Below are 24,554 nucleotides of genomic sequence, written 5' to 3'. Positions count from 1 at the left end.
TTTTTGCTTCTTTTATTAATCAGGCCTGGCCGTCGAACGTGGCACGCAGGGCTTTTTTATCGACTTTACCGACCGCAGTCAGGGGCAGGTCGGTTACAAACTGGAACTTATCGGGGACTTTGAAATCGGCGATCCCCAGTTGACGCAGGTATTTGCGCAGTTGCAAAGGGGTAAGCTTTTCAGCGGCTACCACAAAAGCGCAACTTTTCTCACCCAGCGTGGCATCGGGCATAGAGACAATGGCAACCTGCTCGATGTGCTGATGGCCCAGCAAGTGGTTTTCCACTTCTTCGGCCGCTATTTTCTCGCCGCCACGGTTGATCTGATCTTTATCTCGCCCGACCACAATCAGGTGGCCAGAGGGCAGTTGCCTGACCAGATCACCGGAGGCATAAAACCCCTCTGCATCAAATGCACTGGCGTTATGCTGAGGTGATTTGTAATAGCCCCGGAAGGTATACGGGCCGCGGGTCATGAGTCTGCCGGCTTCACCCGGGGCGACCGGCTGGCCGTGTTCATCAACGACTTTGATCTCATCATCCGGGCTAATGGGACGTCCCTGGGTCGTCAGTACCAGCTCGTCATCATCGTCATGGCGGGTGTAGTTCACCAGACCTTCTGCCATGCCAAACACTTGTTGCAGTTGGGCACCCAGCACCGGCCTGACCTGCTCGGCCACGGTGCGGCTGAGCTTAGCACCCCCAACCTGGATCAGCGCCAGGCTGCTCAGGTCATGGTCGCTGTGTGGTGCATGTTGCAACCACAGCTGGAGTGCTGGCGGTACCAGCGCGGTGTGGGTTATGGCAAAGCGTTCAATCAAGGCAAAGCAGTTACTCGGACTGGGGTCTGAAGCCAGGATCACGGCGCCACCAGCTGCGAAGACGCCCAATGCGCCGGGCGAGCTGAGGGGGAAGTTATGGGGTGCCGGTAGGGCACACAAATAACGGGTATCGCCATGCAGCTGACAAATATCCCGGCTGGCAACAACAGAGTACAGGTAGTCGTTGTGGGTGCGCGGGATCAGTTTCGGAGTGCCGGTGCTGCCGCCAGAGAGCTGGAAAAAGGCCACATCTTCGGGGTTGAGTTTCGGTGCACAGAAGCTGCGTGGTTGTAAATACGCTTGCTTCAGCTCACTGTTGCCTTTGCTGTGGTCAACCATGATGTGGTTGATACAGGCAAAGCGATTGTACAATTCCTGAGAGAATGATTCGTCTGCAAACAAAGGCTGAGCAGAAGAAACCAGCAGCAGCTTAGGTTGCAGGATCTCACAATAACTTTGTAATTCAGTGCGCTGATGATTAAACAGCGCGCAAACCGGTGCTACACCAAGCTTAAGCAGCGCAAAGTAGCTGATATAGAACTCCACACAGTTGGGCAGCTGAACCAGCGCGGTATCGCCTTGTTGCAACCCCTGACTGGCCAGGTGGGCTGCGAGGTTGGTGCTATATTCATCGAGTTGCTGATAGCTTAGTTGCCGGTTGGCATCCGCCACGGCAATGCCTTGTCCATTGTGCACCAGTTGGTCGTCTAGAATACTGGTAAGCGGTTTATCCTGCCAGTAGCCCTGGGCGCGGTAGTGGGCGGCCAGCTCTTCGGGCCACGGGGTATATTCAATACTCATAGTGTGTGTTTCGTTGCTAAGTGATAGGCATGCCGTACGTCCAGCGCGTTCAGCATAGTGTTTAATTTGGCCTCGGTTTCCAGCCACTCTGAACTGGGGTCGGAGGCAGCCACAATACCGGCACCGGCAAACAAGGTCGCCAGATTGGTTTGCAGGTAACCACAGCGGATCACCACCACCCATTCGCCATTGCCCTGGTTGTCACACCAGCCAACGATCCCTGAGAATAAGCCGCGGCCGTGACCTTCCAGCGTGTCGATGTGCTGGTACGCCAGTGCTGTGGGTTTACCACACAGTGCCGGCGTTGGATGGAGGCGGTTGGCCAGCGCGATTGCGGGCTGTTGTGGGGTTGTGAGTGTGCCTTCGATAACCGTTGATAGATGCCACATGGTGGCTGTGCTAAGCAGATCGGGTTGCTCGGGTATATGCAATTGGGTACACAACGGGCCGAGGATCTGTGCCATGTCCTGTAAAACCACAGCATGTTCATAGCGGTCTTTTTTCGATGCGAACAGGGTTGAACGGCGCTGTGCTTCGACGCTGGGGCAAGGATCCCGGGGGATTGAACCGGCCAGCGGGTTGCTAAAAATTTGTCCGTCAGATTTGCGTAGTAATAGCTCAGGGCTGACGCCCATTAATACCCCAGCTGCTTGCTCAGTATCAGCATCATGCAACTGACTGGGGATCGAAAAGTGATAACCACTGGGGCTTTGTGCCAGCAATTGAGCGAGTACGCCAACCTGATCCAGTGGTTGCTCAAACTGTAATTCAACCTGTTTACTGAGTACGATTTTATCCAGCTCACCGTCAGCAAATAAGGCTTTGGCATCGCGCACGGTTTGCTCAAAGTGTGCCCGGTCTTGTTTGTAGTGCACGGACTGCAAGCGATTCGGTGTCTGAGCACTCGTATGCTGTGCACTCAGACATTGTGCGAAGAGTTGTTTATCCAGCGTGCTGACCTGCTCCGGGATGATAAACTGAGCCTGCTGCTGCTTACAAAACGGTATCACTCCAAAGGCGATAGCATGATCCTGGTGGCTGGCTGCGTGCGCATCTAATTGTTGTTGCAGCTGACTTGCCAGCGCCTCGTTATCATTAATGGCCAAAGTAAAACGTTTGGCCATACCACGACTTACCAGGCATGACTGTCCGGAAACAAATAAACAGTCCTGCTCGGGCCGGAACTCGCCAAGTTGGTGCGTTTGGGTAGGTTCGGATAATTGACCAGCATGCATGGATTTACTTTCCTCTGTTAACTCTGTCTGTAGCGACGCTGATGCAAACTGCGTTCAGCGAGATGTGACCAAGACGACTCATTGTGAAAAAGATTTAGTGCTGCAGGCCATTTGCTTGCGGGCTGTTTTTCGTGCCGCCATGAATTCCGGGCGCTTAGGGCAGTCACCGCAATAGTCTTTGTGCGGGTGAGCGTGAAGTAAGCAACAGGCACCTCGTACACGTTTTCCACCTGCCATGTATTCATTGCGCTGTGCTCTGAACAGCGGGTTAGGCTGGTCTTGCCAGCAATCACGGTGCAGCAGGGTACGGACATCCTGTTGCAGCCCAGAGGCATCCGGTAGCACATTGGCAACAGTCGTGCTGATCTGGCGCAGGCGAAACACCAGATTGCTCCACAGCACACGCTCAGCGATGCCAAACTGGGTTGAGAGAAAGATATGAAGTGGGGCAAAGTGGGCAAAGATCATCGGGTGATATTTGGTCCCTGTGCTGCTGCCTGGGGTAAATGGCTGGCCACAGGTACGCAGCATCAGGCGCTGAGTGATTAAACACAGTTGCACGTCCTGCGCTGCAATGGGCAGACCCCGGTTGAGCACACTGTGGCTCAGTAACATCGTTGGGAGTACTCTGACGCAGTAGCGCATATGCCACACGGAAGCATGTGCCCGGGGTGAGTCAATCCCTTCGTGCAGCGCCCAGTGGGTGATGGCGTTTTTTAACGCATTCACCTCGGCAAATTGGTGTGCCAGAGTCGGTAAGTCCGGGGTGTGTGACAAAGTGACGGCTTCGCCATATTCCCTGAAGGGCCCCTGAAAAAACGGCTGTAATGTTGGAAGCAAGCGTACCTCGTGGTTGATTTGCTACAAATACCTAGTCATAGACGTTTTGTGGGTGAATTTTTTTACTCTCTGTTCGTCACCACCTAAAGCAAATCCACGTCAGCATAGAAGAGAGACCCCGTGCTTGCAAAATTGATCCGTAATACCTGGTGGCGATTTATCGCGACCGCACTCAGCAGTGTTTTGTTTGGTCTGATCAGCGTGTCGCTGGTCGCGCTGATCAACGAAATCATTAACAGTAATCAGGATGGCCGCTCTGAGCAGTTTGTCTGGTTTGCCGTACTGGCCTGCCTGGGGGTGAGCTTGCAACTGGCTTCTAAATTACTCGCAGAGCAACTCAGCCAGCAAAGTCAGGCGACCGTGCGCCGCGAGGTTGCAGAGCATGTCATCGGCGCGCAATTCAGTCATGTAGAAGCGCAGGGGGCCGGTAAGATTAAATCGTGTCTGACCGAGCACAGCCTCAAAGTCGCGGAGTTCTTCCAGAGCCTGCCAAACATTCTCAGTAATGCCATGGTGGTGCTGGGCAGCTTTGTATATATGGCCTGGCTCGACTGGCAGGTGTTTTTGTTCGCACTGCTGACTCTGGTGCTGGGTTCTGTGGGTTACAGCCTGGCCAATGCCAATGCCTTTCGTAAAGTGACAGAGGCGGCAAAAATTCAGGACTCTCTGTACGATCAGTTCGATGCCATTTATGCCGGTGCAAAAGAGCTTAAGCTGCACCGCAAAAAACGTGAGACTTTCTTTCAGGATGTAATTGGCAGCACCATTACTTTGCTGCAAAAGCGCCGTGTGCAGGGTGCCAGCATGTATCACTATGCGGCATCCTGGGGGGGCTTCAGTGTGTTTGCCTTTATCGGCGGTGCCCTGTTTTATCTCTCTTCGCCAGGTGCGGATAGCGGAAAAGTTATGTCGGGCTTTGCGCTGTTATTCCTGTACATGCTGACACCGCTGGAAGTGATGCTGGCCGCTATTCCAAAGGCCGCCGCTGCGAAGGCCTCGGCCAATACCATTGCCACGTTAACGGAAGAAATGGCGTTGATGCCACGCAGCAATGAGGCCATGAATGACTTTAATGAACTGGCCCTGTCGGACATCAGCCACGGTTATTACCATGAACAAAGTGATGAGGTGTTTGCCCTGACACCCATCAACCTGACCTTGCGCAAAGGTGAGCTGATCTATCTGGTTGGTGGTAACGGCAGTGGTAAAACCACTTTTGCCAAGCTGTTGTGCGGTCTGTTTGAGGCGCAGCAGGGGCAAGTCTCAGTGGATGGAAAAGCAGTACAAGCAGCGCAGTTTGATGATTATCGTCAGTTATTCAGTACGGTTTTCAGTGATTTTTATCTCTTTGATCGAGTCTTGGGCTGTGAGGGGCAGGCGCTGGAAGACAAAGGCAATACCTTGATCCGCAAGCTCAACCTGCATCATAAAGTGGCCATTAAAGACGGCGCGTTTACCACCCAGAAGCTGTCGCAAGGACAGCGCAAACGTCTGGCGCTGGTGGTGGCGTACATGGAAGACAGACCGTTTTATATCTTTGATGAATGGGCGGCAGATCAGGATCCGGTCTTTAAAGATGTCTTTTATCGCGAGCTGCTGCCAGAGCTTAGCGCTCAGGGTAAAACCGTGCTGGTGATCACCCATGATGATAAGTATTTTGACCTGGCCGACAGGCTACTGAAAATGGATAACGGCTGTCTCAGTGAACCGCTCATCACTGCGAGTGCTAAGACGCCGAAACAACACTCAGCGCTGGCTTAACGGCCAGCGCGCAGGCAGCACTCGGTCAGGACCAACTCATCGTTGAGCTGGTAATAGACACTGATTTGAGTGCCCTGTGGCAGGGTTTCATGGAGTGTCTCTGTGAGCGTTAAATGCAATTGGTTGTGACTGAAGTCGTTTAGACAGGCGGCCTCAAAGCCAAAAAAGCGTTGTACGACCGGGTACAGCGCTTTAAAAATACTTTCTTTGGCGGAGAAGATCAGGGTAAGCGGGGAAGCCTGTACCTGACTCAGTTGCTCAAACGCAGTTTGCTCTTCCTTTGCCAGGATCTGTTTTTGTAGCTCCTGCTCTTGCTTATCCGACATTTTTCTTTCCAGATCGATGCCTAATCCCAGCACTAATGGATCATCACTGACCATGGCCATAGCCAGCTCCTGAGTATGGGTAATGGTGCCCTGAATGCCCTCTGGCCATATGGGGGCACGACTGTCTGCACTGGCAACTATGGTATGGGGTCGTCCCAGCGCTTTGAGTGCCTGACTGGCGCAGTGACGTCCGGCCAGGTACTCCGCTTTGCGCTTGGCGACAGCACGGCTGAGTTTATCCGGCAGTGGCTGGGTGTAACGGGCAAAGTCGCTGTCCTGATACGCGGCAACGCGAAAAGCACTGCTGTGACTGACGAATGGCAGCTGGGGTGTAAATAGTTCGACTGGTGTTAACGACATACGGCTCCCTCTATTAGTGCCAGCCAGTTTACCGATATAAGGAAGGGTTGCAAGCACACTCAGGGGCAAAGCCTGGAATAAAATTAAGGGGACTACGGTTGCTGTGGGTTGGGCACACAAGGTATGCCAGGCAAGACCCGATATTCGCCTGTCTTAGGGTAAAATAAGACACATTGCTCGCCACGTATTTGCAATTCGAAGCCCGTTACGCCACCTTCTCTGCTGCCGAGGATGGGTTGCCCATAGGCATCGAGTATATTGCCTTTTTCAAGGAACAAAGTGGAGCGCTGCATAAACACATTATTGGCTAGTTTGGGCGCCTTGCCGCCCTTGAGGGCGACGATGGCATGTTGTATTTCACGGATCATGTCCGGTGTGGTTTGCTCAATTAAAGCCGGACGCACAGGCGCTGCCTTGCTGTATTGGCAACCACTGAGCAGCAAGGTTAGTAAAGTGGCAAACCAGCCCGAACATTTCATCATTATTGTCCTTTCAGTGTAGAGTGGATTGCGCCATCACGCAGTGGTCTGAACGGCAGCGTCACAGTGTTATGCTCATCCGCCTGTTCATTGTCGCCTGGTCTGGCAGAGACCCCCGCCGCTTCGTTGACCAGACAGGTACCGGTAGCGCTATGATGCAGTGCCGTGGCCAGCAGCTGTTCGTTTTCGTCACCTAAAGCACGACTCAAATCATCACTCACCTGGCAACCCGGTACTTTTCCATCTAATCCGGTTTCGCCGTTTATCTGGCTGGCTAGCGTTGGCATAAAACCACTGGCATAGTCACCAAACCCTTTTTCATTGGCTGACTTTGACTGAATGGTGTAATACACCATGCCACAGTTAGGGGCTGGCAAGAAACCGTAGGGTTTACCACGTGTGGTGGTGCCTATCTGGATCACCTCAATATCAATACCACGCAAGCCGTTGATCACCATTTCACTGGCAGAGGCCGTGTCATCGGTGGTCAGTACGTATACCTTAGAAAGATTCAGGCTCGGTAATGTGGTGTCGTTGAGAAATACATCCCGTGTCCAGTCTATCCGGCGAGGCTCGAAGGTATATATTCGGTTCTCACCCTGGCGCTTATCATTGTAGGTCGTGACGCCGAAATTGCGGCTGAGTGAACCATCGCCGACGATCATATAACCAAGCTGTGCCGCGCTGTGGATAAGCCCACCACCGTTATAGCGCATATCCAGCACCAGCTCATTGACGCCTCTGTCAATGAAGGTCTCAAATGCGGCGATCAGAGGTTCCTGTGCTGTAGGAATAAACTGATTAAATTGCACATAACCTACGGTTTTGTCTCCATGAGCTATGACTTTAGTGTGTTGTACCGGCGTTTGTTCAAAATCGGCAGCGGTCATTGTGGCCGACTTTTCTTCGCCTTCGACAGATCGAAAAGCAAAGGTATAAGCTTTTGGATCATCGGGGAACAAGGCCTCATTGAATAGCGTGACGTTGTCGCCGTCCACGAAATCCTCACCGTCGATGCTGATCAGGCGATCACCCCTGCTCAGCCCTGTGGCTGCGGCCGGCGAGTTTGGCTCGATATAAGCAATGGTAAAGTTACGATCCGGTGAGGCTGTTTTGATAGCAGACCAGTGAATACCATAGCTGGTGGTCACACCGGACTGTTGCTCTTTTTGATATTCTTCGTAGGTATTAGAAAAGTGAAACTGATCTTTCAGCGATCCATCCGGATTACGTTGGGTGGTTTTTAGCTGGGCAAAATAATCAGCCACTGAGCTGAAGTCCTGCGGATCGTTGTCAGCAAGTTCGTCGTACCATAAATAGGTTTCATGGCTGAATGAGCGAAGCCACATTTTTTCGTGCATGGCCGTTCCAGCTCTGTCCGGAAAAGGCTGGTTATTGTTAAATTCATCCTGCCCGGTACGCGGATTAGCGCAGTAGTTGATGAAGTTAGTGGCAGGTGGAAACACACCGGCCTGCCAGCTGGGCTCGGTGCTGCTGCCCCCTGAGTCTGAACCGTTATTATTGTTGTTATCCGGCGTAGTCACAGTACCTGAATCACCGCCGTTGCCGCTCTCGGTACCGCCGCCACCGCATCCTGAGAGCGCTGTGAGGGTTAAAGCCAATCCGATGGCAAGGTGTAAGTTGCTGAATTGCATCATGGTTTTATCCTATATATTCATTGCGCTAAAAACTATCAACACTATTCCTACAATACAATAGATAGACCGGGTTGACTGTTAATTAATGTCAACAGCAGCAAAAATAATCAATTTATCCCTTATTTTGAGTATAGAGTAGGTGTCTGGTTGCGCAATATGTTGCCCATGCCAGCTAGGGCGAAGCGGGGCCGTCGGAGATCTGAGACTTGCGCAACGTCGCCCGCCAGGCGGGTAAGTAAGTCAACAGCAGCAGTCCCAGGCAGATGATATTCATCAGCAGGTTCAAATAGAAAACGGATTGAAATGCGGTAGTTCCCGACAACGCATGGATCCCTTGTTCTATCCTGCTATATTCTCTGCTCGTGGCATCTAAGCTTAAGTAGCCTGTTGATTCCATGGCATTGCCTGCGGATTGCCACAGCTGGTCTGATGCAATGAGCTTGCTGCGTTCATATAACAGACTAAAGAGCATCACACCCAGCGCTCCCCCTATTTGTCGGGCAAAATTGATCATGCTTGAACCATAAGCCAGCATCGGTCCTTCAAGGTGCCTGAGCGAACTCACATATAAGCTGGGAAGCATAACTGACATGCCAATGCGTGACAGGGATGTGGCCACCACAATGGCAATAATCGCACTTGAAACATCTTGTTGTGCGGTGAGCCAGATGGCGTATGCATTGATCAGCAAACCACATAAGATAATTTCTCTGGGTGGGAAGCGATCGGATAGCCAGCCCGAAAAAGGCGCCATAAAGGCCATGATAAGACCCGGAATGAGCAGGGCTTCGCCAGCCTGGCGGGCACTGAGCCCTCTGATCTCAAGTAAGTAAAGGGGCACGATTAAAATGGAGCTGAACAAAAAGATCCCCAGTACGCAGATCACCACGATGTTGACGCTAAACACGGTGTCTTTAAACAGTGCGAAGTTGACCAGAGGCTGAGCGGTCTGTTTTTCAAAAAAATAGAACATCAGCGCCAGCAGGGCACTGACGCCGCAGCTTATTGCAAACTCGGTGGCATACACGCCGACCTCTTCAACCAGCTGTAAACTGATGAAAAAGCCAGACAATACGCCAGTCAAAATACACAAACCCGCCCAGTCGTAAGCGTACGCGGCCTGGTGCGGTTTATCTGGATTTAAAAAGATCAATGCACATAGCAGTGACAGGGCTGCCATCGGAATTTGAAACGCAAACAGGCCGCGCCATGACATAAAATCGATTAAATAGCCGCCGATCACCGGACCAAGCGCAGGGGCTAACAGCATAATCGCGCCAAAAAAGCCCATCGCAATGCCCATTTTTTCTCTGGCAAAAATGCGCCCCAAAATAATGGTAGCCAGTGGGGCCTGCAATCCGGCCGCAAACCCTTGCAAGGCACGGCCGCACAACAAGCTGAACAGGCCATCTGCCAAAGCGCCGATCAGTGAGCCTGAGATCATGATGATGAAACTGACTATAAACGTGTATCTGCAACCAATGCGATTCACCAAGTCCGCGGTTAATAACATTGCAATGGTCATCACCACCATGTATAGCGATACGGTCCAGTGCGCTTCACTCAGGTCCATGGCCAGTTCTCCCATCACCTGCACAAAAGCGACCTCAATGGTGGTACTGCTGAGTAAGGTGGAAAAGCTGCCGAGTCCAACCGTAAAAATACATGCAACGGTTTGCCTGTTAAACATAGGGATCCTTTACAGTGGAATAATCACGGTACTCATCATGCCCGGTGCGACCATGGATGAGGTGGTGTTATCTAATTTGATATCCAGCGTGAACCTTTGTTTTACTCTGACAAAATCGCTGCTCATTTGACTGGTGGGGATCAGCGCCAGTTTGTCATTGCTGACTGACGCAATTCGGGTGATCACTCCCGAAATCGTCTGTCCGGGCTGATAGCTTAACTGCACTTCAACTTGTTGCCCCAGATGCACTTTGCCAAGGTCACTTTCCAGTATGTTGGCCTCGACTTTGAGGCTGTTGAGATCATGCATCATATACAGACGCTGGCCTTCTTCGACATATTCACCATGACGGACAAAGACTTCATCAATCACGCCATCAAAGGGTGCCGAAGAGGTCAATTTTTCCAATTGATATTCCAGCAGCGCGCGTTGTGCCTGAGCGGCTTGCTTTTGACTCTCTAACCTGGAAATCTCATGCAAAATTAAGTCGGCCTGGCGCTTTTCATTACTCAGCAAGGCCTGATTGACGGCGTGTTCCGCAATTCTGGCTTGATGAATATCTATGTCTAGTAGCGCCTGCTGAAGTGCTGACTGGGCGGTGAGTTTATCTTGCCTGGAGACAGCTGCCGTGGTTGCGAGGTTCTGAATATTGTCTGTTTTCTCCATTTGTAAGCGGGTGCTTTCTTGCTTGAGCGCCAGTTCCCGGTTGAGTAGCTCCTGCTGCCAGATAAACTGTGTTGCCTGCTCTTTGTTGTTGGCAATGGCGACCTCATAGCGTTGCTGGTTGAGTTGTTTTTCGGCTTCAATCTGAGCGATTTCAGCGTCAGAAACTTGTAGTTGCAAGCGAATTTCCCGCGCGTCCAGAGCGATGATCTGCTGACCTTTGGGCACCCGCTCTGAGCGTAGTGCCGCATCCGCCATCACAATGCGACCATCGCTTTCACTGCGGATAGTGATCAGATCCGCACTGACCCGGGCATTGTCTATGGTCAGGTACAGTCGGCTGTATGCAACTGCCCAGACTGTGGTTGTGGTGATCAGGATAAAAATAAACACCGCAATGGCTTTATTGCGTTTAGAGAGACTACTCACGACTTGGATTCCATATTGCTAAAATAGTGTTGAAGTCGGTTTTTGACGGTTTTACTGGCAGCATAGTGATAGGCGCAGGCTTTAAACTGTGGGTAGTATGCTTTATCCGTCCCGATATAGACTGCCAGCCATGCCTGAAACTCTTGCTGTTGCATGACGGCGGTTTCCAGCCGCGCACAAAGCAAGGTTTTTACTTCCTCATTGGGTTCAAAGCCGCGTGCGATGAACTGTAAAATCCTGATACAGACCACATTGTCGTGGGCCAGTCGCTGCGTGCACATGACAAATGACAAACGGCGATGTTTGAGATCAGACAAGCCCTGCTGTGAAGGGTCGAGAATATGCCCGCTGTCACAGCAATAGTAGAGCGCATTGACGGCGAAGTCCCGTGACAGGATATCGGCTTGCAGGCGTGCGAGAGCGGTGGTTGCTGACTGCTTCACTTCGTCATGCTGGTGTGACTGAGACAGGCCGACTCTGGGCGGCACGGGCATGGAGAAAGCGGCTTCGCGCAGTATATTGATGTCTAATTTATATTCAGAACCGAGCACGGTCACTAACCCAAAATCTGGGTCAGTGAGCAGTTGATGGGGCTGAAATATACTAAGGCAAAATGCGTACAGGTCGGCAAAGCTGGTGTTCACAGACAGGTCAATGTCTTGTGCTTGCTGGCCTTCAGCCCAATCTCTTGGTGCTCCGCCTGAGATAAACACCGACCAGTTTAGTGATTGCATCTGTGCGATGAGCTCGCCAATCGTCGCCGGGCTTGCCTGGTCGATGCGCTGTGCCATCGCGGCGAGGATTAAATGCTGGTGGTGCTCTGGCAAAGTGTAATGATCATACATAGTCATGGTGTCACTAAATTACAGCTGGGCGCAGCAAACAGGATGATAGCCTTCCAGGGTGTTGCGTCCGCCAAGACTGGGCAGTTCAAGCAAGAAGCCGGTACCCACGACATGTGCACCCAGTTGTTCACACAGCTTGATGGCAGCCAGGCAGGTCCCGCCCGTACCCAATACATCATCAATCAGCAGGATGTGATCATCCTGATCAATATCATCTTTGTGAATGTGCAGGCTGTTGTGTGCATATTCACTGCTGTAATCGGTGCTGATGGTTTCACGCGGTAGTTTGCCGGGCTTTCGGATCGGCACAAATTTTAAATTCAATCGATCTGCCACCATGGCTCCAATGATAAAGCCCAGTGCGTCAATGGCTGCCACACAGTTCACTTTGCCCCGGTAGTGCTCGGTGAGCTGCGTGATAGCCCGGTCTCGTTCATGGGCGTTACTCAACAAAGACGTAATGTCATGAAATTTAATGCCTGGTTTTGGGTGGTCCTGCACGATGGCAATGTGTTGTGAGATCATAGTAATTCTTCCTTATTGAGTGTGGAGTTAAGTGATAGCAACTCTAAAATTGTGCGCAGTGCCGCAGGGTCGGCACCGAGCAATTGCACAACCTGGTCTAAAATTGAGGCTTCCGCCGGGCGCATGGGGATCAGCGCTTTGGCTGTTTTAATGTAAGACAGTGCATGGGCACGATGACGAATGGTATTGCGCGCTTCTGGGTACAGCCACTTTAGCGGTGCGGCCAGTGCCTGTAAGCGGTTTGACGGGGAGAGCTCAAGCACCCCGCTGTCTTGTTCTGCCCGGATAAATACGGAGTGCTCGACTTCTGATGCTGAGTGTTCATAGAGCTTATTCAGGGCCAATATCACAAGCTGACCGGTTTCAATGGGGGCATTTAACCGGTAGGTTTTACCATCTTGCGCGCTGGTGAGGGGTTGCTCTGCCAGATAGTAGCGGCTGAGTTGTTCTGCGATGGCTTCGACCAGATCATCCGGGGTTGAAAATGGCTCAGTCACCAGGGTGTCGTACAGATGTCGGGTCAGGCAGGTGTAGACAAACCCGTCTGCGACAATTTGACTGTCCAGGTCGCGTTTTCCCGGCAGAGAAATCATACTGCGAAATTGCTTGTTGGTGATCTTGGCACTCAAGTCGTGATAATAGCAACCGTATAGTGTGGGCTTACACAGGGTGCTGACCAGGTGTGCAAAATCATGCAGATCATACACCACCTCATCACCGAGCCGCTTGACCTGTTCACTGTGTCTGTAAAATGCGTCATCGCGATAGTACAGCACCTGTTCTTTGCTGAGCTGAAACTGGTTTGGTGCAATCATCTGCGCACACGCTGCTTTACTGGGCCAGTTAAAGACAAACTGATTGATGGTCAGGTTGTAAATGGTATTGAGCAGTTGTCGCTGTGACAAAACTCGGTAAACCTCATCGATTTGTTGGCTCTTTGCTGTGATTGTTGCCAACCGTGCGGAGACTTCACGTCGGGAAGCAAAAAAGATCATGCCATAACGGTGGGCGATAAAGGCCAGCTGGAATATTTCCCTGGAGTGTGTCCATAATTTTGCAATCGGCTCAGGCAGCTTAGGCAATGCATGCTGCTCGAAGCAATCATGCCAGCTTTGCCAGAATAACGATTTGACGAAATGGTTATGCTTAAGCACTCTGTCAGCTTGATTTACAAACGGCAGCTTAGCAGGGCTATAATCAAACATGCTGCCCTCCTAATGCTAACTGTTGTGAAAGTGCTTCGAAGTGACTGCAATACCAGGTCGGCTGCATCGCCAGGGCTGCCTCATCATCGCCAAAGCCATGGGTCAGATAGGCGCTGTCGGCACCGATGGCATGAGCAAATGCCAGATCTGCTGTGGTGTCGCCAATATGCAATATGTGCTCGGGTTTAATGTCCGGGTAAGCCGGGCGGATCACTTGCTCATAGACATCCGGGTGTGGCTTGCCTGCTATGCCGACGCGCTCTCCTATCACATCGTCAAAGAGCGACGTGAATGCGTACTGCTGTACGAAGGCATTCAGTGCGGCTTCGCCTTTATTACTGACGATCAGGCACTGCGCACCGGCTTGTCTGAACGCCATTATGGTGTCTCTGGCATGAGGAAATGGTACTTGTAACTGATGGTGTTCCTGATTGTATAGTGCCCGATATTGGTGGCACAGTGCATCCAGCTCAGTGGCAGACAGTGGGTGCTGATGTAACTGGGCAATCACAGATTTAAGCGGGGTACCCACGGATAACTGCGCGTCTATCTGTGTCTGTTCAGTACCCGGAAACAGCTGCTGAAGTGTGCTGATAATGGCAGGTGCGGTGTCACACAAGGTACCATCAAAATCAAACGTGACTAGCTTATAGGTTTTCAAAAGCTCTCTCCCTGATGATGTTAATTAATGCTTGCTCCGGGCAGGTCTGGTTAAGCGTCAGGTCAGCAGCCTGGTTGAGTTGCGGGTGCGACCCGATGCAGACGCCCACTTGTGCTTGTTTGATCAGGTGCAGGTCGTTTGAATCATTGCCAAAGGCGATACTATTAAGGGGATCGATATCGAGTTGCTGAAACAGGTTGGATTTACAACACCCGGTTGGAGAGATATCAAAAAAGTCGACGTCAGCATAAGGGTAGACCGTGATCCCAAGTTGCTCAGCATCTCTGTTCAACAGTTCAATGAGCTGGGTATCAAACACCTGAATTTTATTGATACCCTGGGCTAACGCCGCTTGCTGGGAGATTTTGGGTGCTTTGTAACTCCCCTGGGTGTACTCAAAAAAGGGGTGGCTGGTGCGACTTAGGTAAAACCCCTGCGCACAATCCAGAATATAGGGCGTATCCAGATCCTCGAGCAAATGTATCAATCGGATGCTGGTGTTCTTAGTGAAATGTTGTTCAGCGTAAACTTTGTGCTGCTTAAATAGCAAAGCCCCATTGGTACAAGAGATAGTATTGTTGCGTAGCTCGGTTGGCAGCACCTGTAACACATCCCGAAACGGCCTGGCTGTGGCGAAGATCACGTCGCTGTCATCACTTAATTCGACCAGGGCGTCGGTCAACGCTGTACTGACGGGTTGGTTGTTAAAGGCGATTGTGCCGTCAATGTCAAACAGCCAATGTCTGGCTTTTATTTCTGTAAGCATAATGCGTTCACTTTAAATTAAGAACGCGACAAGGCCGCTGTGGCGTCGGTATGTTTATAATATACGGCCAGGTCAAGCGCGGTTTCCTGTGCGTCTGTCAGGGCGTTTTGATCAGCGCCAAGTGAAAGTAACAGCGTGACTGCGTCGGCATGGCCTTCGACTGCGGCTTCATGCAAAGGGGTACGTGCACTAAAAGAAGGCACATCCGGGTTGTTGGTTCTGGCTTCTAAATCGGCGCCCAGCGTGAGTAAGGTATGGATGGCATCAAGCTGACCAAAGGTAGCAGCTTTATGCAGTGCGGTACTGCCGTTGCCTGTCGCCGTCTCAAGCGCGCAGCCCTTGGCGACCAGGGCATCGATGACCTCACACTGCCCCTGAATCGCCGCATAATGTAAGGGGGAGTAGCCTTTTTCGTCTTGCACATTGACCGCTACGTTGTCTGCTTGCAAAAGTGTGGTTAGCTGAGTCCATTGTTGCTGTTGCGCTAGTTCTAAAATTTCCTTGTTCATTCCAACCTCGTCTCTAAGAGTTTTTTGTTATGTTTTATGATCTGGGGTGGCAGCGCTGGACACACTGTCCGCGCTGCTTTTCGCTTATTGATATGAAAGTTTTTCTAATAGTTCTTGTGCCAGGGGCAGGGAAGCCGCTGACAACAGAGAGTCGCGTTTTAATAACTGATCCTGATTGCCGTGTAAGTCCATGACCACAGCACCGGCTTCTTGCAAACACACAATCAGTGCGGCGCTGTCCCACGGCTTCATGATGGTATCGATGGCTGCATCGACTCGGCCGCAGGCGACCTGGACATGCTGAATGCAATCACCTGACAGTTTAAAGAGTCGCGCTTCGTGAAATACGTTATCGATCCGCCACGGATACTTGCCATTTTCAAGCCACAGGTTGGTGCCATGAATACCCGATGCAGTGATCACCGCCTCTTTGACTGAGGTGACTGGATCCTTAATGGTGACTCTGGTGGCCGCTTGATAAGGTGTTTCAATAAAACAGCCGTGTCCCTTAGCTGCATAGCACACTTCATTGATCCCGGGTAACGCCACACATCCTAATATGGGTTCGCCCTTATCAATCAGGCTGATTAGTGAACCATAAATAGGCACTCCCAATCGGTACCAGGCTGTGCCGTCAATGGGGTCGATTAGCCAGTAAGTGTCTTGTGTCTCCATCCCTGATACACCCAGCTCTTCGCCAAACACGGGGATATTGTAATCAAGGGATTTAAGCGCCAGGCTAATGAACTCCTCAACGTTAATGTCCACTTTACTGACAAACGTATTATCACTTTTCATAGAGAACTCAGCATTGAGCTTAGATTTCTCTATTATTTGTGCTGCTTCCTTTGCAATTTTCACCACTTCATCAAGTAAATCAGTAAGATTCATTTTTTGTCCCAATTTGATTTGTCATGTTGTACACGATCAAGGTCAAAGCCAGTGATGAGTACAGGATAAATTTATAAGTGCTTATGTCCTGGTGGTATAAATGAAACCCGATAATCATGCCTAAAATAGGAGACATAATCTGATATAAAGACAACACATTAAAGCTCACTTTTTTACTTGCACTCACAAACAGTGTGAGTGGTAAAAGGGTAATGAAGCCCAGTATTAATAGCATTGCCCAGTCATTTAATTTCACACTTTCTATAAACCCAAAATCAATGAAGAACCACAATAAACAACACAGCGGCAGCATCGCTTTGGTTTCATTAAATAGCCCTGTTAATGGATCAAGGTTATGCTTCTTATGCCACAGTAAATACAGCACAAATGGCACGGAGATCAGCAGACCTATAAATGGAAAATTGCCGCTAATATAGAACTCAAGAAAAACGATAAAAAGGGAGAGCGAGAAAAAGAACCAGTCCTTTTTCTGATTACTCTCGCCGTTAAAAATACTCACTGACAGCAATAAAATCGGCAGTAAAAGATAGGCGTAGCTTGCCTCAATTACATAACCCGACTTTATTGCTACGGCATATCCACCCCAATTCAGCATTAATAATAATGCGGGGATCAGGTTTAGCTTTAAGCTAAAGCGCTGCGTTTCCTCTGCTCTCATTAACTTTAGGTACAGACCCAGCAATATAAAGGTGCTGATAATTTGTGCCAGCAAGAAGAAAAGCGGGGGATACTCGCCAGAGAAATAAAAATATAAAGGCAGAGAACCCCAAATGACGTTTGCGGATATACCTTTTAAATGGTATTTAAGCATGGTCTTTATAGGTCTCTAATTCGAGTGTTTTCTCGACCATTCTGTGGATCGCCGGATCGTCGGTGAGTGCTTTTACTTGCTCGAGCGGTATCCATTGCAACTGTTTTGATTCCGCATTTTTAATCGCTTTTGCCTGCGCCGGGGCAACAAAGTAGCAGGTCACATCATAGTGCGGATGCTGCGGTATTCCTTTGTATTCCGGGATATCGTGAATATCGATGTCGAGCACAAAGGTGTTTGCTGATGACAATGAGGTGATGCCGCTTTCTTCGGTTGCTTCGCGCAAGCAGGCATCAATAAAAGAGCTGTCTTCTGGCTCAATGTGGCCACCAAGCTGAAACCACTTGCCAATTTTAGCATGCTGAGTGAGCAACACGTGCTGGCGATCATGCGACAAGACCCAGGCAGAAGCGGTAAAGTGCCCTGCCTGATTGCTACTGTAAATGGGGTCGTCACTGCTTTTCAGGAATGACAACATATGCTCCCGATACTGTGCCTCTATCTCGTATGTTGTCGCGTAGTTTTCCAACAAACCTTGTAATTCATTGATTGTATTTTCTTTGTTCATGAGTCGTCCTTGGTATGCTTACAGTTGTGTTGACCAGTTACGCAGCGAGGTGGTTAACTTGTCTTCCAGTTGGCTAAAATCGATTTGCTCATGGGCTAGACACACGAATGAGTTGTGCCCCTGCAGCATGAAAATACCCTCAGCGATCATGGTCTGTTTCAGCTGCTCTCTGGCCGCAAAGTTGTTCAGCATAGGGTCTGAAAAGCGCAGATCAAACAGGGTGTCGTTTAATAAGCTGGTTGCGCTGAGTAACTCGGTTGTGGCCGAGTGGGTGATGGCGGCATTGATGGTTGCAACAATCTTTTGGCAGATGAGCGGCAGGCGCGCATAGCCTTCTCGTTGCTGCATTATGTCTGCGACTATGATCCCGGCGTGCGCTGACAGGACTTCTTTGGTGTGGGTACCGCCAATCCTCGCGCTTTGATAAATCTTGATGTGCTCTGGCTTGCCGAGCAGCACCGCCAGTGGTAATCCATTGCCCACGGCTTTACCAAGGATGATGTAATCTGCTGGGATCGCTTGCGTATCAAGCATGCCTGCCGGGTTTGTTCTGCCGGCGGTTTTGGTTTCGTCGATGATGATTTTTATGCCATATTGGCGACACAGCGCGGTTGCCTGTTGTAATGTTTCAGTGGTCATGAATGCCAGCTGGTAGACATCAATGGCAAAGGCGGCTGTGGTGTCGCCGTGTTCGCTCAACAGTGCTGTCAGGCTCGCGATATCACCATCCGTCCAGTTAAATACGCCCTGCTCACCATCAATCCCGCGCATACCTTGTGAGAATCTCAGTGCTTCGCGCTTTTCACTGCCTGGCCATTCGTGCCAGCTTGGTGTGTTGGCAATCTGGCTGTCGTGCCATCCTAAGAAACCACAACGGATGAATTTACTGCGACCTGTTTCCAGCATGGCGCAGCGCATTGCTGCGGTTACGGCTTCTGAACTGGTTTTGAATAGGGTAACAACTCGCATATCCTGATACTGGGCTTCATACACTTTGGCAAGTTCGCTATGCACATCGGCAAAACCAGGAAATGACAGGCCATTGCTCAGTTGTTCTGATACTCTGCGCACAAACTCTTCATCAGAATGGCCTAATATGACGGGTCCCAGGCCCAGAATGAAGTCGATATACTGGTTGCCATTCTGGTCTGTCACTGTGTAGTTCTTTGCCTTTTTAAATAAAATAGGTGCATCATTTTTGGCAAAGTACCTATCACTTCCTACTAACGGTGAAATCATTTTTTTCCCTTTTCTTCTCTTTTTATACGGTTGCTACATGTTGAAGGCGTTCATTTTTCGGCAGTTTTCTCCAGCCATCATAACTAAACCCATACATTCGGATTAGCCACCTGTCATTGCCATCGTACAGGGCGTGGTTGGTGAGGTTGTCTCTGCCATGCAGGAGTGTTCTGTTATTGAGAATGAGGACTTGTCCTGGTTTGAGCACGAGACGTGTGACGGTACGCTCATCATCAAGGTATGCCTTGAGTTCCGTCAGTGCGGATTTGGCACGTGGCGTTAACCCTTCCAGCTTGCTATAGCTAAAGCGAATGTTGAGCTTGCCATTGATTTCCGCGATGACGCTCACCCCTTCGTTTACATAGTTAATGTCGAAGCTAGACTGGCTGGTGGTTCTAAATTCGGGCCGCATTAAATTGCGAATGGTTGAGTAGGGCAGGCTATCCAACAGATCTTGCAAATACCAAACCCGTGTAGCGCAATTGGTTGGGTTCCTGATGCTGGCCAGACCAAATATGTCGGGTGCAATACAGTGTTTGTCTGTATTGGTTTTTATTTCTTCAGGCCAAAGCCCATTCACCACTTCGGTGTGTGGTTTGAGCTGTTTTGTTGAGCGGCTTTGATATAACGGGTTATTTTTTGCTGGCATCACCATGTGGGCTAAACGCCCATTCATTTCACCTTTATAACTGGCAACTTTGTGTCCAGTTAGAGAAATTAATCCCATTAATGTTGCCGCTGGCATTTTCCATGTTTTATGTTCAGGTGGATTATCATTGCAAGGCGTCGATGGTATACCTGATGTATCAAAACAGTTGTTAAAGATTATCCAGTCATATTCATTGTCTTCAGCAAAGTTTTCTACTTTTTGTAAGATAGACTGATTTTCAAATAGTTTTTGCCGTATTACGTGCTTTGCAATTTCACTAATAACGTAAGGCTCTATTTCCTGATCATAATTGCTCAAGTTGCTTTGCAAATAACTGTGCACGGCATTTGAACTGGTCAGCCCTTTGCTGAAGTTAAGTTCCAATCCTCGTCCTTTTGGAACTGCGCTGATACTCATTGCCTTAACCTCCAATGATGTTAATTCTCAATTATGAGCTTGTATGTTGAGGTTAAGGGTACTTGAAGTAATGTTCAGAATCTCATACATCAGATGTTACTAAGTGGAACAATCAGTGGAATATATGTACAGACAAGAAAAGGCGAGGAGGCATGATATACCGATGATATAGTATATTATCTTGTGTTAAATTTTTGTGTTATAAAGAGAAAAAAATAATCATGTTGCGGAGTGATATAATTATCACTCCTGGCCAGTTAAGTATTTAGACTCGGGATCAGTGTGATAAGTGCATCGATGAAGTTTCTTACGCGGCTCGACATATTGTCTCTGTGCTGCAACAAGGCATTGAGCTGCACTTCGTGTGTCCACTCCTCAAGACATGTCTCTAACGTCCCGTCTTCAATGTATTGCTTCGATGTAAAGTCTAACGCGGTGGCAATACCTGAGCCGTCTAGTGCGAAAGAGATCAGCATTTCATCACTGTCACAGATATGGGACGTCCCTATATCAACTAAAAACTGCTTTCCAATATCACTGAAACTCCACTTATTACCGGTTTTACAGTGGCGATAGCGAATACACGGGTGATTAATTAACTCACTTGGATGACTGGGTTTTGGGTGGCTGCGCCAGTACTCTTTACTGGCAACAACATAAGTATTAAATGTCGTAAGGCGTTTGCAAATATAGTTGCTGTCGGGTAACTCTCCCAGGTGTAAAGCAACATCCACTTTTTCTGCGACCAGGTCTCCCAGGTTGTTGTCGACCATAATATCTAAAATGACGTTGGGGTGGCTTTTTTTATATTGACTGAGGAGGGCATGAAAGACTTTGTTATCGAGGACGCTGGGGATTTTAACTCTGAGTAGCCCTTCGCTGTTTTGTGAAAAATCACGGAGCATTTCGTGACTCTCTGAAATGGCCAGATTGAGCCGTTTGCATTGCTCAAATAGGGCATCGCCTTCACGGCTCAGGGAAAAGCTTCTTGTGGTTCTGTTGATAAGCCGAACGGAATACAAGGACTCAAGTTCAAACACATGATTTGTTAGGGTACTGCGCGATTGGCCTAACTTTTTTGCAGCTTTGGAAAAGCTACCACTGAGCGCAATATGATAAAAAGACTGAAGCCAGATACTGAGCTTCGCTTGGTTATCCGATACATAACTGCACATCTTCGAATTCCGTTTTACTTTTATTAAATTGCTACATCACCTCTGGGTGTTATTTCCTTTATAACAAAGGTGCAAGTTAAAGTAAGCGCAGGTGTCAATTGGTGTGTATCCATACAATTCAGCCAAAATGAAACCCAATAAATTAGTGCGTTTACTGTAAGTTGTCATTAAAGCTTAACAGAGCCAGCTAAGGCAAGAATAAAGCGACAACATGACACGACCGACAGGCAGGAGTCAGAGGCGAGCGCGCTTTCGCATACTCTTTGTCCGGCCCCGGTCAGATGTTATACAGGACGCTTAACGGGCGTGTTGGCGGCGCCTGCGCCAGGGAGGGGATTGCAACAACAGCATCATACCACTGAGGCAAAACGCGACACTACAGGCTGCAAAGGTGATCAGCAAAGGGTTGTTGAAATCATCCCGCTCGTCATAATCCATGATGTGTAACATCCAAAAAAAGTCGAAAATGCGCCACAACGTGCTTCTGACCGTGATCACCTGGCCGCTAAGGGCATCCAGATACAGGGTTGTGCTGAGTGTGTCGGCAAAGGTGACCTGCCATATGTGAGGGCGATATTGCACTTCCCGGGGACCTGTAGTGAGCAACTGTGCAGAGCCGACGGGGCTGTCACCGAGAAAGTGGGCCTGTGCATTAGCACGGATCTGCGCTTCGGTGGGGGCAGGAAACGGCGCTCCTGTGGCGGTGAAATAGGCGCGTTCTTCACCACTGGCAATGATCATGGGTTGATCAAGAAAGTGACTAAATGTCAGTGTGTTAAAACCTTTAACAGAGTGTGCCAGGTGATTAAGGTCGGCGCGATAATCAGTCTGGCTAAACGGGTTATCCAGCGCACGTTTGGCCAGGTGCTTACCATGTACCATGTCCAGTGGTATGGCACTCATGACCAGACCACCGAGCAGCCAGGCAAAGATCTGTAATGCCAGCAGGTAGCCTGTCAGCTTATGGAATTTTCGGATGGGTTTGAAGCGGGATTTATTCATAGTGCTGTTTTTTCGTCAAAATTGCTGATAGCTTATGAGAATTCGCGTAAAATCAATAGTGACATATTGTCGCACCTGCCAATCGAATGTGTTCTGGCGCTTGAACATGGCGCAGGTATGGCAGCGAACCACTCATAAAGATACAAGGTAAATGTCCCGTCATGTCAGAAATCCAGTTTTTAAATGTCGATTTAGAGTTAGAATCCAAGCAGGATATTTCTGCCCTGGTTGCGGATCTTAAAAAGAACGCAGTGATACTGCATTACGATAAGGATGAGTATCGCCAGTTGGCCAGAATTGAGGCCAGTGCCGAAGTGACGAGTCCGGATAAAGCCATCAATCACTTGTGTGAATTGATCGAATCATGCTCTAAAGCAGCGCTCAAGCAGTGGCTGGGATGTTCTAAGCGCACCTTTGATATCGGCTTCAGCAGTGGGGAGCAGCCAAAGTGCTATTCTCAGGCGCTGCATGCAGACACCTTGTTACGTATCTCCGCCATCGGTGCGGGTATGGAAATTACGCTTTACCCTGTTGAAAAATAACAACGTCTATTAATTACCTTCACTCGTTTAGAGAGCCGGGCCTGTTCAGTTGCACAGGCCTTGGTTGTAATTGTACCGTCTGCCTGTCACTGTTTCCCAACAAAAAATAATGAATCAAACAAAATAGAGTCTTCGCTCTTGTTTAAATCTAGATCTAAAAACTATTTTAATTTTAACATTTAAAATCCTTTTAAAACATTAACTTGATGTCTTTATGTTAATTTTATTGTGTAAATTCTATATTAATATGTTGATAATTTGATTTTCGTGTTTTATCTTGATTTGGCACACGAGAGGCGGCTTCCCGTGGTTCAGGTGAGGCCAGAACAGGATTATTTCTGGAGAATTATAACAATGAAACGCATATCTCAGATGACCTTATCTGCACTGGCTTTGAGCCTGAGTGCAGCGGCAAATGCAACCGCAGCCCCGATTGACGCTGTGAATAATCTGGCAGCACCACTGGCGCAGATTGACCGTTTTAACCCGCAGGCTTTTCAGGTCAGTGACATCAAAAAAGTGATGGCGAAATCACTGGCTCAGGAACTGGCACAGCAAGGTCCGCGCTGGCAATCAACGCTGGCGAGCCAATCTCGCCTCACTGTGCAGGAAATGGGCGTATCAGCTCAGGCACAGTCACTGATTGGTCAGGCAAGTACACAGACACGGGTATTGAAAGGGTTGCCACAAAGCGACAGCAATTTATATCAATTGCGCCTGGCATCTGACACTATGCTGAACCAATGGCAGGAAGGTGAAATGCCACTGATCGCCTTTGCCCCTAAAGGCGATGATAAAACCTGGATCCATGTTGAGGCTTATGACAGTGAGGGCCAGCTACACTTGCTGGATGCGCAGCAAATGCCACAGCGTCCGGTGTTGGTTCTGGAGTTAGATCAACAGCAGGTGCGCCGTGAAGGATTAGCGGTGATGCAGGACATTTTCAGCCATGCCAGACAGACCCAGACCGTTGAGCGTTTTGCACAGGACATGTTGCAAACCAATGAGGTGCGGATTCAGTCTGACGCGATTTCAACCAGCGTTTTAAAGCGTATTCGCCTTAATAATGATCAGGAACCTTGGGTGCTGGGTAAAGCGGAAGTCTATGGGATTGTCACCGGGGTGAGCCCATCACGTGACGAACCCGTACTGGATATCGTTGATATGCCCTACTTGGACCATGATGGTACAGACTACACACCTAACCAAATCCTTATCCACTGGGAGCGTTATCGTTGGCAGGCTGCTGACGTGCTGCTGATGGAGCAGGATGACAACACCAATTACAAAGATTTAGCGACGACCTTTTTAGATATCGTGACGCAGGTAATGCGCACTATCCCGGATCCAAATGTACAGGGTTATGCGATCATTCCGCAGTTGACCAATCAGTTGATTAAAGCCATGCCGGATCACTGGTTCAGTAATGACGATGACTACGTCGATGTGTTCTATACCTTATTTGAAGGTCAGAATTACAGCGGTTATATGGGTGCCAGCAACAACGCAAAAATCACCTTATCTCCCTTAACTATCGAGCCAAGATAAGCGTCAGTAGCTTGTCTATTGCCTCGCTTATTAAGCTCACAACCCGTTGAGTAGGTTACGGTCTAATGGACTAGACCGGTTTTTTTATTCTCCCGCGAGCCTGCCATAGTGCAGGCTC

24 protein-coding genes are annotated in these 24,554 nt (G+C 49.4%); 3 read left to right on the top strand and 21 right to left on the bottom strand.

Annotated elements, in window-relative coordinates:
- Positions 1–19: 19 nt before the first annotated feature.
- The 3 genes from MHN31_RS13835 to fhuF all read right to left on the bottom strand — a co-directional run bounded on the left by MHN31_RS13835 (position 20) and on the right by fhuF (position 3,696).
- Positions 20–1,621 carry a (2,3-dihydroxybenzoyl)adenylate synthase gene (locus MHN31_RS13835; protein ID WP_239444519.1) on the bottom strand — a complete coding sequence of 534 codons (1,602 nt, stop codon included), beginning with the start codon at positions 1,619–1,621 and terminating at the stop codon, positions 20–22.
- Positions 1,618–2,856: an isochorismate synthase gene (locus MHN31_RS13830; RefSeq protein ID WP_239444518.1), complete on the bottom strand. Its 1,239-nt coding sequence runs from the start codon at positions 2,854–2,856 to the stop codon at positions 1,618–1,620. Before MHN31_RS13830 ends, MHN31_RS13835 begins: the two co-directional genes overlap by 4 nt.
- 78 nt (positions 2,857–2,934) lie before the next feature.
- Positions 2,935–3,696, bottom strand: a complete 762-nt coding sequence (gene fhuF / locus MHN31_RS13825; protein ID WP_239444517.1) for a siderophore-iron reductase FhuF — start codon at positions 3,694–3,696, stop codon at positions 2,935–2,937.
- A 120-nt stretch (positions 3,697–3,816) separates the two neighbouring features.
- Here fhuF and MHN31_RS13820 point away from each other — a divergent pair, with 120 nt between their 5' ends.
- The gene (locus MHN31_RS13820; protein WP_239444516.1) at positions 3,817–5,457 is read left to right on the top strand and encodes a cyclic peptide export ABC transporter; all 1,641 of its coding nucleotides are present in this window, start codon (positions 3,817–3,819) and stop codon (positions 5,455–5,457) included.
- On the opposite strand, the gene MHN31_RS13815 is transcribed toward MHN31_RS13820, so the two are convergent.
- The 18 genes from MHN31_RS13815 to MHN31_RS13730 all read right to left on the bottom strand — a co-directional run bounded on the left by MHN31_RS13815 (position 5,454) and on the right by MHN31_RS13730 (position 22,346).
- Positions 5,454–6,143: a 4'-phosphopantetheinyl transferase superfamily protein gene (locus MHN31_RS13815; RefSeq protein WP_239444515.1), complete on the bottom strand. Its 690-nt coding sequence runs from the start codon at positions 6,141–6,143 to the stop codon at positions 5,454–5,456. The genes MHN31_RS13820 and MHN31_RS13815 overlap by 4 nt on opposite strands.
- A gap of 92 nt (positions 6,144–6,235) precedes the next feature.
- The gene (locus MHN31_RS13810) at positions 6,236–6,625 is read right to left on the bottom strand and encodes a hypothetical protein (protein WP_125558702.1); all 390 of its coding nucleotides are present in this window, start codon (positions 6,623–6,625) and stop codon (positions 6,236–6,238) included.
- Entirely contained in the window at positions 6,625–8,280 is a 1,656-nt protein-coding gene (locus MHN31_RS13805; protein WP_239444514.1) for a S41 family peptidase, read from the bottom strand. Before MHN31_RS13805 ends, MHN31_RS13810 begins: the two co-directional genes overlap by 1 nt.
- A gap of 172 nt (positions 8,281–8,452) precedes the next feature.
- Positions 8,453–9,970 carry a DHA2 family efflux MFS transporter permease subunit gene (locus tag MHN31_RS13800; protein WP_239444513.1) on the bottom strand — a complete coding sequence of 506 codons (1,518 nt, stop codon included), beginning with the start codon at positions 9,968–9,970 and terminating at the stop codon, positions 8,453–8,455.
- A gap of 9 nt (positions 9,971–9,979) precedes the next feature.
- Entirely contained in the window at positions 9,980–11,062 is a 1,083-nt protein-coding gene (locus MHN31_RS24395; protein WP_125558708.1) for an HlyD family efflux transporter periplasmic adaptor subunit, read from the bottom strand.
- Positions 11,059–11,913 carry a hypothetical protein gene (locus tag MHN31_RS13790; RefSeq protein ID WP_239444512.1) on the bottom strand — a complete coding sequence of 285 codons (855 nt, stop codon included), beginning with the start codon at positions 11,911–11,913 and terminating at the stop codon, positions 11,059–11,061. The genes MHN31_RS24395 and MHN31_RS13790 overlap by 4 nt, the downstream gene beginning before the upstream one ends.
- 12 nt (positions 11,914–11,925) lie before the next feature.
- Positions 11,926–12,432, bottom strand: a complete 507-nt coding sequence (locus MHN31_RS13785) for an adenine phosphoribosyltransferase (protein WP_010383830.1) — start codon at positions 12,430–12,432, stop codon at positions 11,926–11,928.
- Positions 12,429–13,637 carry a hypothetical protein gene (locus tag MHN31_RS13780; protein ID WP_125558712.1) on the bottom strand — a complete coding sequence of 403 codons (1,209 nt, stop codon included), beginning with the start codon at positions 13,635–13,637 and terminating at the stop codon, positions 12,429–12,431. Before MHN31_RS13780 ends, MHN31_RS13785 begins: the two co-directional genes overlap by 4 nt.
- Positions 13,630–14,298: an HAD family hydrolase gene (locus MHN31_RS13775; protein WP_239444511.1), complete on the bottom strand. Its 669-nt coding sequence runs from the start codon at positions 14,296–14,298 to the stop codon at positions 13,630–13,632. The genes MHN31_RS13780 and MHN31_RS13775 overlap by 8 nt, the downstream gene beginning before the upstream one ends.
- Positions 14,285–15,064: an HAD family hydrolase gene (locus MHN31_RS13770; RefSeq protein ID WP_239444510.1), complete on the bottom strand. Its 780-nt coding sequence runs from the start codon at positions 15,062–15,064 to the stop codon at positions 14,285–14,287. The genes MHN31_RS13775 and MHN31_RS13770 overlap by 14 nt, the downstream gene beginning before the upstream one ends.
- Positions 15,065–15,081: 17 nt before the next feature.
- Positions 15,082–15,573, bottom strand: a complete 492-nt coding sequence (locus MHN31_RS13765; protein WP_125558718.1) for an ankyrin repeat domain-containing protein — start codon at positions 15,571–15,573, stop codon at positions 15,082–15,084.
- A gap of 84 nt (positions 15,574–15,657) precedes the next feature.
- Positions 15,658–16,464: an inositol monophosphatase gene (locus MHN31_RS13760; protein ID WP_239444509.1), complete on the bottom strand. Its 807-nt coding sequence runs from the start codon at positions 16,462–16,464 to the stop codon at positions 15,658–15,660.
- Positions 16,451–17,296, bottom strand: a complete 846-nt coding sequence (locus MHN31_RS13755; protein WP_239444508.1) for a hypothetical protein — start codon at positions 17,294–17,296, stop codon at positions 16,451–16,453. The genes MHN31_RS13760 and MHN31_RS13755 overlap by 14 nt, the downstream gene beginning before the upstream one ends.
- Positions 17,289–17,864, bottom strand: a complete 576-nt coding sequence (locus MHN31_RS13750; protein ID WP_239444507.1) for an NUDIX hydrolase — start codon at positions 17,862–17,864, stop codon at positions 17,289–17,291. The genes MHN31_RS13755 and MHN31_RS13750 overlap by 8 nt, the downstream gene beginning before the upstream one ends.
- Positions 17,865–17,882: 18 nt before the next feature.
- On the bottom strand, positions 17,883–19,103 hold the full coding sequence (locus MHN31_RS13745) for an aminotransferase class III-fold pyridoxal phosphate-dependent enzyme (RefSeq protein WP_138537288.1): 1,221 nt from the start codon (positions 19,101–19,103) through the stop codon (positions 17,883–17,885).
- A 22-nt stretch (positions 19,104–19,125) separates the two neighbouring features.
- On the bottom strand, positions 19,126–20,169 hold the full coding sequence (locus MHN31_RS13740) for a TauD/TfdA family dioxygenase (RefSeq protein WP_010383819.1): 1,044 nt from the start codon (positions 20,167–20,169) through the stop codon (positions 19,126–19,128).
- A 257-nt stretch (positions 20,170–20,426) separates the two neighbouring features.
- Entirely contained in the window at positions 20,427–21,344 is a 918-nt protein-coding gene (locus tag MHN31_RS13735; protein ID WP_010383817.1) for a LysR family transcriptional regulator, read from the bottom strand.
- 297 nt (positions 21,345–21,641) lie between these two features.
- Positions 21,642–22,346: a hypothetical protein gene (locus MHN31_RS13730; protein ID WP_239444506.1), complete on the bottom strand. Its 705-nt coding sequence runs from the start codon at positions 22,344–22,346 to the stop codon at positions 21,642–21,644.
- Positions 22,347–22,507: 161 nt separating this feature from the next.
- Here MHN31_RS13730 and MHN31_RS13725 point away from each other — a divergent pair, with 161 nt between their 5' ends.
- Both MHN31_RS13725 and MHN31_RS13720 read left to right on the top strand, forming a co-directional pair.
- On the top strand, positions 22,508–22,888 hold the full coding sequence (locus MHN31_RS13725; RefSeq protein WP_010383815.1) for a hypothetical protein: 381 nt from the start codon (positions 22,508–22,510) through the stop codon (positions 22,886–22,888).
- Positions 22,889–23,242: 354 nt separating this feature from the next.
- A complete protein-coding gene (locus MHN31_RS13720) occupies positions 23,243–24,436 on the top strand; it encodes a DUF3103 family protein (protein ID WP_138537292.1) in 1,194 nt (397 codons plus the stop codon).
- The last annotated feature ends 118 nt before the right edge of the window (positions 24,437–24,554 follow it).

Origin of the sequence: Pseudoalteromonas sp. McH1-42, assembly GCF_022347845.1 — a bacterium.
Classification (GTDB): Bacteria; Pseudomonadota; Gammaproteobacteria; order Enterobacterales; family Alteromonadaceae; genus Pseudoalteromonas; species Pseudoalteromonas rubra_D.
This window is presented reverse-complemented; position numbering and strand designations above follow the sequence as displayed.